We start from the raw sequence: 11,169 nt of genomic DNA on the forward strand, positions 1-11,169 counted from the left end.
GGTATGCCTGCCCGCACCGACCTCAAAAAGATTCTGATTATCGGCTCCGGCCCCATCACCATCGGCCAGGCCGCCGAATTCGACTACTCCGGCACCCAGGCCGTCAAGGCCCTGCGCAGCGTGGGCTACGAGGTGGTGCTGGTCAACTCCAACCCCGCCACCATCATGACCGACCCCGAGCTCTCGGAGGGGACCTACCTCGAGCCCCTCACGGTGGAGTTCCTGGAAAAAATCATCGCCCAGGAGCGCCCGGACGCCCTGCTCCCGACCCTGGGTGGACAGACCGCGCTCAACCTGGCCATGGCCCTTTACGAGCAGGGCATCCTCGATAAGTACGGGGTGGAGCTCATAGGGGCCAACGCCGCTGCCATCAAGAAAGGGGAGGACCGGGAGGCCTTCCAGCAGGCCATGCTCAAGATTGGGCTGGATGTGCCCCGCGGCAAGATGGTGCACAGCCTGGAAGAGGGCCTGGCCTTTGCCCGCGAGGTGGGCTACCCGGTGGTGGTGCGGCCCAGCTTTACCCTGGGGGGCACCGGCGGGGGGATTGCCGAAAACGAAGCGGAGTTTATCGAGACCCTCACCCGGGGCCTCTCGCTCTCCCCCACCCACTCGGCGCTGGTGGAGGAGTCCATCGTGGGCTGGAAGGAGTACGAGCTCGAGGTGATGCGGGACAAGAACGACACCGTGGTGATTATCACCTCCATCGAGAACGTAGACCCCATGGGCGTCCACACCGGCGATTCCATCACCGTGGCCCCCGCCCAGACCCTCTCCGATGTGGAGTACCAGCGGATGCGCGACGCGGCCATCGCCATCATCCGCGAGATCGGCGTGGAGACCGGCGGCTCGAACATCCAGTTCGCCATTGACCCTAAAAGCGGGCGGATGATCGTGATCGAGATGAACCCCAGGGTCTCGCGCTCCAGCGCCCTGGCCTCCAAGGCCACCGGCTTCCCCATCGCCAAGATTGCCGCTTTGCTGGCGGTGGGCTACACCCTGGACGAGATTCCCAACGATATCACTCGGAAGACCCCGGCCTCCTTCGAGCCCACCATCGACTACGTGGTCACCAAGATTCCCCGCTTTGCCTTCGAGAAGTTCAGCACCCTGCCCAACACGCTGCCGGGCGGCTTCTCCGACCGGCTCGGCACCCAGATGAAGAGCGTGGGCGAGGTGATGGCCATAGGCCGCACCTTCAAGGAGTCCTTTGGCAAGGCCCTGCGCAGCCTGGAGGCCGACGTGCGGACGGAGTTCTCAGGCTACACCACCGAGGAGCTTTGGGCCCGGCTTTACCCCAGCCCCACCCGCATCTACGCGGTGCTGGAGCTTTTGCGGCGGGGCGAGCCGGTGGAGCGCATCTACGAGCGGACCCGCATTGAGCCCTGGTTCCTTCACCAGTTCAAGGAGGTGGTAGCGACCGAAGCTGCCCTCAAGAGTACCCCCCCAAAGGACGCCGAGGACTGGCGCTATGTGAAGGGCCTGGGCCTTTCGGACCGGCGGCTGGGCGAGCTTCTGGGTCTTCCCGAGCCGGAGGTGCGGCGCACCCGGCAGGCCCTGGGGGTGCGGCCGGTTTACAAGACCGTGGACACCTGCGCGGCCGAGTTCGAAGCCTACACCCCCTATCACTACAGCGCCTACGAGCTGGAAGATGAGGTGCGCCAGACCGATAAGCCCAAGGTGGTGATTCTGGGTAGTGGCCCCATCCGCATCGGCCAGGGGGTAGAGTTCGACTACGCCACGGTGCACGCGGTCTGGGCCCTGCGGGAAGCCGGGTTCGAGACCATCATGGTCAACTCCAACCCCGAGACCGTGAGCACCGACTACGACACCGCCGACCGCCTCTACTTCGAGCCCCTTACCCTGGAGGACGTGCTCAACCTGGTGGAGCACGAGAAGCCCCTGGGGGTGATTGCTACCCTGGGTGGGCAGACCCCCCTCAAGCTGGCCCGCCCGCTGGCCGAGGCCGGGGTGCGCTTGCTGGGTACCCCCTGGGAGGCCATCCACAAGGCTGAGGACCGCGCGGAGTTCAACCGGCTCTGCGCCGAGCTGGGCATTCCCCAGCCCAGGGGGGCGGTGGCCCGGACCGCCGAGGAGGCCCTCCGGCTGGCCAAGGAGCTGGGCTATCCCCTGATGGTGCGGCCCAGCTATGTCCTGGGGGGGCGGGCCATGCAGGTGGTGGGAAGCCCCGAGGAGCTAAAGAGGTACCTGGAGGAGGTCTACGCAGCTTTGGCCGAGCGGCCCTCGATTCTCCTGGACCAGTACCTGGAGGGGGCGCTCGAGCTCGACGTGGACGCCCTCTGTGACGGGGAGCGGGTGGTTGTGGCTGGCATCATGGAGCACATCGAGCGGGCCGGGGTGCACTCCGGCGACTCGGCCACCATCCTGCCCCCCATCTCGCTTGCGCCCGAGCAAATTGCCACCATCAAGGACTACACCCGCAAGCTGGCGCTGAGCATAGGGGTGAGGGGCCTCATCAACGTGCAGTACGCCGTAAAGGATGGATTGGTTTATATTCTGGAGGCCAACCCCCGCGCCTCCCGCACGGTGCCCTTCGTCTCCAAGGCCATCGGCCACCCCCTGGCCAAGTACGCCGCCCTGATTGCAGTGGGCAAAACCCTAGAAGACCTGGGCTTCACCCAGGATCCCACCCCGGCCTTCTACGCGGTCAAGGAGGTGCTCATCCCCTGGCTCAAGTTCCCTGGGGTGATTCCGCTGCTGGGGCCAGAGATGCGCTCCACCGGCGAGAGCATGGGTCTGGATGCCGACCCCTACCTGGCCTACTACCGGGCCGAGCTGGGGGTGGGCCAGCGGTTGCCGCTTAGAGGCAGGGTGCGCTTCATCGGCGCCGAGGCCTTGAAGGCCGAGTGGGCGGAGGCAGGGTTTGAGGTTTCCGAGGAGGACTACGACCTGCTCATCGCCCTCGCCCCCCACCCCGAGCTGCGCCGGGCGGTGGAGCAGGGCAGGCCCTTCATCACCACAGCGGAAGGGGCCCGCTGGAGCCTCGAGGCCATCCGCCGGGCCCGGGCCTCCAGCCTGCCGGTGCGCTCGTTGCAGGCCTGGCACGCGGCTAGTATAGGGCTTTCTCCCGCTCCATAAGGGCCACCAGGCTTTGCACGATCTCTTTGGAGCGCTCGTTGAACTCCCCTTCCAGCAGCCTCTGGGCTGCCTCCAAGCCCTGCAGGCGGAAGACCTGGACCACCCGGGCGGCGCACAGGTGAAAGCGGCGGTGGGCCTCGCGCAGCTGGGCGAACTCCGGGTGGAGGGCCAGGGTGCTGCGGGCCGCGGGGCCGTGGATCCACTGGCCGAGGGTGCACTGGTCGTCCCGAACAATCACCGAAAGTTCGGGCACCGGGTGCTCTCCTGCCAGGGCTGCTTCCAGCCGCTTGCGCCAGGCCAGATGGGCCTCGAGGACAGCCTGGACATCCAGGCCGTGAAACTCCCGCTCCTCTTGCGAAAGCGCGGGCAACGGATGAGCGTTGCCGCCGCGCCAGCCTCTCAGCCAGTCGAGCAGTCCCATCGAAACCCCCTTTTCAGGGTAGCAGCCCTGGTGGGAGGCCTCGGGTCAAATGACCGAAGGGGCCAGGGTAGCCCCGGCCCCGCTTACTCTGCAGCGGGCTTGGCCTCCTTGGCGGCCAGGTCTTCGTTGATGCGCTTGCGGTCGCCCTTGATGCGGGCCGCCTTACCCCGCAGCCGGCGCAGGTAGTAAAGCTTGGCCCGGCGCACCTTGCCCCGGTTCACCACCTGCACGCTTTCGATTAGGGGAGAGTTGAAGGGGAAGATGCGCTCCACCCCTTCGTTGAAGGAAATTTTGCGCACGGTAAAGGAGCTGTTGTAGCCGTTGCGCTTGATCTTGATGACCACGCCCTCGTAGGTCTGGATACGGGTGCGGTTGCCCTCCGTTACCTTGTAGTTGACCCGCACAGTATCGCCCGGCTTGAACTCGGGGATGTCGGAGCGGGTGTACTTTTTCTCGACCACCTTGATTAAAGCGCCACGGTTCATGTGCTCTCCTTGCTCCAGCGGAACCCGGCTGGGGTTCATGGATGAAAGCCCTCGGCGTATCCGCACGGCAGATACTCGGGCAAGACCAGCCATATACTCTAGCAACCCCCTTGTCAAATGGCAAGGGGGCTTTTATAATCCACCCTTGGCACTCTTCAGGAGTGGCCGAAGACAGCGACGGGCATAGGCCTTAAAGATGTCGCCGAGGCGCTAGTAGGGAAGCGTTGCTCGAGGAAGACCGGTTTGGACTTCCCTAGGTCCAGAAAGCTGCCTTGTGGCAGCGGATAGGAGGAGCTTTGCCGAGTAAGCGCAACATCGAGACGCTGGGGTTTCTTACAGAGACCCTGAGGGCTGCGCAAGGCTCGTTCTTCCTGGTGAACTACCAGGGTCTGGAGGCAGGCCCCACGGGCAAGCTGCGCAGGCTTTTGCGGGAGAAGGGCGGCCAGCTTATCGTGGCCAAGAACACCCTGGTCCGCAGGGCCATGAGCGACCTGGGGCTCTCCCCCATCGAGGGGCTTTCGGGGCCGTCGGCGCTGGTGGTCTTCAGCGACCCCGCTGCGGTGGCCAAGGTCCTCAAGGAGTTCGCCAAGACGAACGACAAGGGCATCCCGGCCTTCAAGGGAGGGATGCTTTCGGGGCAGCCCCTTTCGGCCCAGCAGGTGGAGGTTCTGGCTGACCTACCCAGCCAGAAGGAGCTGCAGGCCGAGCTGGTGGGGGTGCTCTCGGCCACGCTCTCCAACCTGGTGGGCGTGCTGGGGGCCAAGGCGCAAGAACTGGTGGGCGTGCTGGAAGCCCGGGTGCAAAAGCTAGAGGAAGCCGCCTAGGCGGTTTGGAGGTACGAGGATGGCTCTGGATATCGAGGCAATCAAGGCTCAACTTTCCAACGCGACCGTTCTGGAACTCAAGCAGCTCATCGATGCCCTCAAGGAAGAGTGGGGGGTAACCGCAGCGGCCCCGGTGGCGGTGGCCGTGCCCGGGGCGGCGGCGGGTGCGGCGGCCCCGGCGGCAGAGGAGAAGACCGAGTTCGACGTGGTTCTCAAGGAAGCGGGCCCCAACAAGCTCAACGTCATCAAGGAGCTGCGCGCCATTACCGGGCTGGGCCTCAAAGAGGCCAAGGACCTGGCCGAGCAGGGGGGCGTGGTCAAAGAGGGCATCGCCAAAGAGGAGGCCGAGAAGATCAAGAAGCAGCTCGAGGACGCGGGCGCCAAGGTCGAGCTCAAGTAGCGGATGGCGCTGGTCCCCCTGGGCCCCGGGCCCAGGGGGTCTTCTTGTCTAGGTTTTTTTTGACAATTGGCATTTTTATTTGTAACGGTGTGCAAGATAATCGGCACCTTTTTGAAAAGTGTTGACAGATATTTGAGCATGTGATACCAATTGTATTGCCAGACGCTTCATGTGAATCCCCCGGGCGCCAACCCGGGGGCCTCCTCTTGGCAGGGCCTCAGGCCTCGGGGTGGGGGGTGGACGAGGCCACCGCCTCGGGGGCCCGGGTTTGGGCGATGATCTCCCGCACCCGCTCTCCCTGCACCACCTCGCGCTCGAGGAGCTCCTCCGCCAGCTTGTGCACCGCCTCGGCGTGCTCGCTTAGCACCGCCTTGGCCTTCTCGTAGGCCCGGTCCAGGATGGCCCGGATGTCGGCGTCGATGAGGCGGCTGGTCTCCTCGGAGTGGTCTTGCTTCTTGGCAATCTCCTCGCCCAGGAAGATGGGACCGGTGTTGGAGCCCCAGGCCACGTTTTTGAAGTGGTCGCCCATCCCCCAGTCCAGCACCATTTGCTTAGCCAAAGCGGTGGCCTGCTTGAAATCGCCTGCAGCCCCGGTGGTGATGGTGCCCACGAAGAGCTCCTCGGCAGCCCGGCCCGCCAGGGTCATGGCCAGGGTGTCCTCGAGGTGCTCCTTGCTCATCAGGATGCGTTCCTCGGGCTTGCTCCAGCGAGCCCCCAGGGCCATGCCCCGCGGCACGATGGAGACCTTTTCGGTCTTATCGGCGTAGGGCAGCACCTCCCCTACAATCGCGTGGCCGGCCTCGTGGTAGGCCACGGCGCGCTTCTCCTGCTCGCTGAGCTTGAGGGTACCCCGCTCCAGCCCCAGGATGATCTTGTCCAGGGCGGTTTGAAAGTGGGCCTGGGTAATCTCGCTGGCATTCTCGCGCGCAGCCTGCAGGGCCGCCTCGTTGACCAGGTTCTTGAGGTCGGCCCCGCTGAACTGAGGGGTGAGGCGGGCCAGGCCCTCCAGGTCCACGTCCGGGGCGATTCTCTTGCCCCGCATGTGCACCTGCAGGATTTCCTTGCGCTCCTCCAGGGTAGGCAGCCCAATCACCACCTGCCGGTCGAAGCGCCCTGGGCGCAAAAGCGCCGGGTCGAGGATATCCGGGCGGTTGGTGGCGGCCAGGACGATCACACTGGTGTCCTTCTCGAAGCCGTCCATCTCAGAGAGGATCTGGTTCAGGGTTTGTTCGCGCTCGTCGTGGCCCCCGCCGATGCCGGCCCCCCGCTTGCGCCCGATGGAGTCCAGCTCGTCGATGAAGATGATGGCCGGGGCGTTGCGCCGGGCCTCCTCGAACAGGGTGCGCACCCGGCTGGCCCCCACCCCCACAAACATCTCCATGAACTCCGAGGCCGAGACCGAGAAGAAGGGCACCCCTGCCTCCCCGGCCACGGCCCGCGTGAGGAGGGTCTTGCCGGTGCCCGGGGGGCCCACCAGGAGCACCCCCTTGGGGATCTCGGCCCCGAGGGCGATGTACTTCTGGGGGTTTTTGAGGAAGTCCACCACCTCCATCAGCTCGCGCTTGGCCTCGGTGTGGCCGGCCACATCCTTGAAGGTGGTGTTGACCCGCTTCTCTTTGCCGTAAAGCCGGGCCCGGCTCTGCCCGAACTGCATGACCTGGCCGGCTCCGCCCTGGGCCCGCATGAAGAAGAACCACCAGAAGCCAATGAGCAGGAGGATGGGCAGCAGGGTATAAAGAAGCTGGGGCCAGATGCTGGGCGGGCGGTTCTCGATGACCACCCCGTGCTGGCGCAAAAGCTGGGTGAACTGGGGGTCGGTGTAGCCCGCCGGCAGCGCCACCACGCTGAAGCGGTCGGTGGTCTCGGTGGTGTTGCCCACCCGAACGCGCTCAGGGGCTTTGAAGAAGCCGTTGATGCGACCTTCCTGCAGGATAACCCGGGCCACCTTGCCCTGCTCGACATAGGTGAGGAAGTCGGTGTAGGTAATGGTGCTGCGGGGATTGCTGCTGCCGAACAGGGTGAAAAGCCAGTAGGCCAGGATTGCGATAAGGACCAGGCTCCAGGGATTGATGCGTGTGGGCAAAATCGGACCTCCGTGGTAGGGCCGGGGCCTGCTGGATGGGCGAGGCCCCGTGTTCAAACTTGCAGTATATGCTACCCGATTCCCCAGCAACGAATGCGACCTAGGGCTTAAAAGTGGCTTGGCTCACGGCTGAAGGTTTGCGCTCCTCCCCCTTATGATGGGGTGATGCAAGCGGTCTTGGAGGCCCTCCACCAAGGGGACTACGATACGGCCTTTGAGGTGCTGGTGCGCGCGCTGGCGCTGGCCCAGGGCGAGGAGGCTGCCGAGGTGGCCCTGCTCCTGGCCGAGGCCTACTCCCTTTATGGCGAAGGGGGGGTTGAGGGGGTCAATCGGGCCTTGGAGGAGGGGTTGGGGAGCCTGCCGGGGCTCGAGGCCCACCCCCGCTACCGCGCGCTTTTGGGGGAGGTGCGGGCGCTGGAGGGGGCCTCGGAGGAGGATGTGCGGCGGCTTTTGCCCGAGACCGATGACCCACAGGCCCTGTACCACCAGGCCCAGGCCCTGATGTACCTGGGGCGGGTCGAGGAGGCGCTGGAGATCCTGAGCCGGCCCCTGAAGCTGCCCGCCTTTTTGAAGTGGCGGGCCCACACCCTGCGGGGCAAGGCCTACGAGCGCCTGGGCCGGGCGGTGGAGGCGGCCCAGGCCTACCGGGAGGCGGCCCGGCTGGCCCTGGGCATGGAGCGCTACTGGAATCTGATCGATGCTGCGGCCATGTTCGTGGAGGCGGGCCTGGGCCAGGAGGCGTTGGAGGTCCTGCGCGAGGCAGCCCAGGAGGTCCTCGAGGTAGAAGACCCCGAGGATGCGGCCACCCGCCACTACCTGGAGGCCAGGAGCCACCTGCTCCTGGGCAACCCCAGCCTGGCCCTGGAGGCCATTCAGCAGGCCTTGGAGAAGGAGCGGCAGGGGGCCGAGCCGGCCTATGGCACCCCTTTGGTGCACGGCCAGGCCCTGATGCAGCTAGGCCAGCCCCAGGAGGCCGTCGAGGCCTTTCGCGAGGCGGCGCGGCGGGCCGAGGGCGTGGACCGGAGCTACGCCCTGCACGAGCTGGCGGTGGCCTATCTGGAAGCGGGTGAGCTGGCCGAGGCTGAGGCTGCTTTGCGGGAGGTTCTGCGCGACCCGGAGTACGAGTACATGGGCGAGGCCTGCGGGGACCTGGCCGAGGTTTACTACCGCCAGGGGCGCTATGAGGAGGCTGAACAGGCTGCCCGGCAGGCCATTGAGCGGGGCAATGAGGGGGGTGGGCACCTGATTCTGGGCAACATCGCCTACGACCTGATGCACTTCGAGGAGGCCCTGGAGCACTACACGCGGGCCTGCGAGGCTTCTCCCGAGGGCAGTCGGGACTGGATCACCGCGCAGCAGATGGTGGTGGACACCCTGGCCCAGCTAGGCTTTCGCCGCCCCGACGAGATACTCTCCCGCAGCCAGGCGGTGCTGCCCTACATTCACCCCGCCGATGAGTGGTATCAAACCCTGCGCAGCTATGCCGAGCGGGCTCGAGGTCTGATGGGCAGCCGCACCCTCAACTAGGCGTCGGGGGGGCGCTGCGCCACAGCTATGGGCCCGGGTCTGTGTTATGGTAGGCCCTGGCATGGTCGAGCGGCTATACCTGGCCAAGCCCCGGGGCTTTTGCGCGGGGGTGGTGATGGCCATCGAGGCGGTGGAAAAGGCTGCCCAGGCGCTGCGGGCGGAGGGGGAGCTGGTGGTTTACCACGCCATCGTGCACAACGAGGTGGTGACCCGGCGCCTGGAAGAGCGGTATGGGGTGCACTTTGTGGAGGACCTGGCCGAGGTGGAGGCGCTGCGTAGGGCTGGTAGGCGGCTGGCGAACACGGTGGTTTTCTCGGCCCACGGCATTCCCCCCTGGTTGCGGCGCGAGGCAGCCGAGCGCGGTCTGCACCAGATCGACGCCACCTGCCCGCTGGTGACCAAGGTGCACAACGAGGCCAAGCGTTACGCCCGCGAGGGCTACTGGATCCTTCTGATAGGCGACTCTGCCGACCACCAGGAGATCAAGGGCACCCGCGGCGAGGCCCCCGACCGCACCATCCTGGTGGCGGTGCACACCCATGTGGGGCGCGACCCCCGCCTGGCCGACCCCCGTACGGTGGAGGTGCCCGACCCGGAAAGGGTGGTGGTGCTGACCCAGACCACCCTTTCGGTAGACGACACCCTAGCCACCATCGAGATTCTGAAGGCTCGTTTTCCCAGGCTGGTGGTGCCTAGCCGCAGCGACCTCTGCTACGCCACCAAGAACCGCCAGGACGCGGTCAAGCGGATAGCCCCTTATGTGGACCTCTTCTTGGTGCTGACCAGCGTGGCCTCTTCCAACGGCATGCGCCTTTTGGAACTGGCCCAGGGCCTGGTGGGCCGGGCCTACCGCATCAGCACCGCAGCGGACATCCGGCCCGAGTGGCTCCACGGGGTGCGCCGGGTGGGGGTTACCTCGGCGGCCTCTACCCCAGACGACCTGGTGCAGGAGGTGGTGGCCTACTTCCGGGAGCAGAACCCTGCCCTTGAGGTGGTTGAGGAAGGCGAGTGGGAGGATATTGAGTTCCGCGAGCCCAGGCGGATCTCGCCAGAGGAGTGGTGGGCCAGCCAGCGGTGAGATAGTGCAGCCTTTGATTGAGACACCCTGCTCACCGCCCCTGAAGTGGGCGGGCGGCAAGCGCTGGCTGGCCCCTCTTCTTCGGGAGCGCTTCTGGTCGAAGCACGCTCGGAGGCGGCTGGTAGAGCCCTTTGTGGGGGGCATGGCAGTAGCTCTGTCGCTGATGCCTGAAAGGGCCCTTTTGAACGATGTAAACCCCCATCTCATCAACTTCTACTGTCACCTGAAGCATGGCCTGAGGGTGGGGGGTGTCAGGTTCGAGAACAGCCGGGAGGTTTACCTGGCCAACCGGGCCCGCTTCAACGCTCTCATAAAAAACGGACAGGCCGACACGGCAGAGGCCGCTTTGCTTTTCTACTACCTGAACCGGACCTGCTACAATGGGCTTTGCCGTTTCAATCGGAAAGGTTTTTTCAACGTGCCCTTCGGGCGGTACAAAAGCATCACCTACCTCACCGACTTTGGGCCTTTCAGGCTCCTCCTCAAGGACTGGGAGTTCAGGGTAGGGGACTTCGCTTTGGTCGGGGTCGAGGTGGGGGATTTCGTCTACGCCGACCCGCCTTACGACGTGGAGTTCACTCAGTACAGCGCTGAGGACTTCACCTGGGAGGACCAGGTTCGCCTGGCCAGGTGGTTGGCTGCCCTGGATGTGCCGGTGGTGGCCTCCAACCAGGCTTCAGAGAGGATCCTCGACCTATATAGCGGGCTAGGATTTCAGATCGAAATCTTGCAAGCGCCCAGGCGAATCAGCTGCAACGGGGACCGCAGGCCCTCTCAGGAGATGCTTGCGTATAAAGGAGTGTAGATGCCCCCAAAGACCGGCTCAGGAAAGACCTTTGAAAACATCCTGGCGACCGCGCTGAAAACAAGTGGTTACGGATTCTGCCGCCAGGTGCGAGTTCCGGGAGCTCTGGCTGGTCGGCAGCACGTACTGGACTTTGTGGTCACCCAGCCGAAGCAGGTGTTGATTTCCGTGAAGTGGCAGGGCACCAGCGGTACGACGGAGGAGAAAATACCTTTTGAGGTCATTCGCTTATCGGACCTAATTCGTCGCGGAAACATCACTGCATTTTGTCAGAAGGATCAGATTACGCTTTCTGCGCAGAAGGCCTACATCGTTCTGGCGGGAAATGGATGGAGTCTGAAGGATTGGTACGTGAAAGGAGGATTGCACGAGTTCCTACCCGGCTGCAGCAACATTCGCATACTTGACTTCTACGATTTTATGAACATGGTCAACAGTAGGTCTATTTGA

10 protein-coding genes are annotated in these 11,169 nt (G+C 64.8%); 7 read left to right on the forward strand and 3 right to left on the reverse strand.

Annotated features, from left to right (window positions below; genetic code table 11):
- Positions 1 to 3 precede the first annotated feature (3 nt).
- On the forward strand, positions 4 to 3,096 hold the full coding sequence (carB, locus tag DV704_RS05060; RefSeq protein ID WP_114798487.1) for a carbamoyl-phosphate synthase large subunit: 3,093 nt from the start codon (positions 4 to 6) through the stop codon (positions 3,094 to 3,096).
- On the opposite strand, the gene DV704_RS05065 is transcribed toward carB, so the two are convergent.
- Together DV704_RS05065 and rplS are read right to left on the reverse strand one after the other, a co-directional pair.
- Positions 3,068 to 3,517, reverse strand: coding sequence for a CZB domain-containing protein (locus tag DV704_RS05065; RefSeq protein ID WP_114798488.1), 450 nt, complete (start codon positions 3,515 to 3,517; stop codon positions 3,068 to 3,070). The genes carB and DV704_RS05065 overlap by 29 nt on opposite strands.
- A gap of 83 nt (positions 3,518 to 3,600) precedes the next feature.
- Positions 3,601 to 4,002 carry a 50S ribosomal protein L19 gene (gene rplS / locus DV704_RS05070; RefSeq protein ID WP_114798660.1) on the reverse strand — a complete coding sequence of 134 codons (402 nt, stop codon included), beginning with the start codon at positions 4,000 to 4,002 and terminating at the stop codon, positions 3,601 to 3,603.
- Positions 4,003 to 4,298: 296 nt separating this feature from the next.
- Here rplS and rplJ point away from each other — a divergent pair, with 296 nt between their 5' ends.
- On the forward strand, positions 4,299 to 4,826 hold the full coding sequence (rplJ, locus tag DV704_RS05075) for a 50S ribosomal protein L10 (RefSeq protein ID WP_114798489.1): 528 nt from the start codon (positions 4,299 to 4,301) through the stop codon (positions 4,824 to 4,826).
- Between the two features lie 19 nt (positions 4,827 to 4,845).
- Entirely contained in the window at positions 4,846 to 5,226 is a 381-nt protein-coding gene (gene rplL / locus DV704_RS05080) for a 50S ribosomal protein L7/L12 (protein WP_114798490.1), read from the forward strand.
- 217 nt (positions 5,227 to 5,443) lie between these two features.
- Here the strand turns inward: rplL and ftsH are convergent, their stop codons facing one another.
- The gene (ftsH, locus tag DV704_RS05085; protein WP_114798661.1) at positions 5,444 to 7,309 is read right to left on the reverse strand and encodes an ATP-dependent zinc metalloprotease FtsH; all 1,866 of its coding nucleotides are present in this window, start codon (positions 7,307 to 7,309) and stop codon (positions 5,444 to 5,446) included.
- 165 nt (positions 7,310 to 7,474) lie between these two features.
- On the opposite strand from ftsH, the gene DV704_RS05090 reads away from it, so the two are divergent.
- The 4 genes from DV704_RS05090 to DV704_RS05105 all read left to right on the forward strand — a co-directional run bounded on the left by DV704_RS05090 (position 7,475) and on the right by DV704_RS05105 (position 11,169).
- Entirely contained in the window at positions 7,475 to 8,836 is a 1,362-nt protein-coding gene (locus DV704_RS05090) for a tetratricopeptide repeat protein (RefSeq protein ID WP_114798491.1), read from the forward strand.
- A 61-nt stretch (positions 8,837 to 8,897) separates the two neighbouring features.
- Positions 8,898 to 9,914, forward strand: coding sequence for a 4-hydroxy-3-methylbut-2-enyl diphosphate reductase (gene ispH, locus DV704_RS05095; RefSeq protein ID WP_114798492.1), 1,017 nt, complete (start codon positions 8,898 to 8,900; stop codon positions 9,912 to 9,914).
- 4 nt (positions 9,915 to 9,918) lie between these two features.
- Positions 9,919 to 10,719 carry a DNA adenine methylase gene (locus tag DV704_RS05100; RefSeq protein ID WP_369910966.1) on the forward strand — a complete coding sequence of 267 codons (801 nt, stop codon included), beginning with the start codon at positions 9,919 to 9,921 and terminating at the stop codon, positions 10,717 to 10,719.
- Complete coding sequence (locus DV704_RS05105; protein ID WP_114798493.1) at positions 10,720 to 11,169, forward strand: PD-(D/E)XK nuclease superfamily protein; 450 nt, start codon at positions 10,720 to 10,722, stop codon at positions 11,167 to 11,169. It abuts the gene before it with no gap.

This window comes from Meiothermus sp. QL-1 (genome assembly GCF_003351145.1).
Classification (GTDB): domain Bacteria; phylum Deinococcota; class Deinococci; order Deinococcales; family Thermaceae; genus Meiothermus.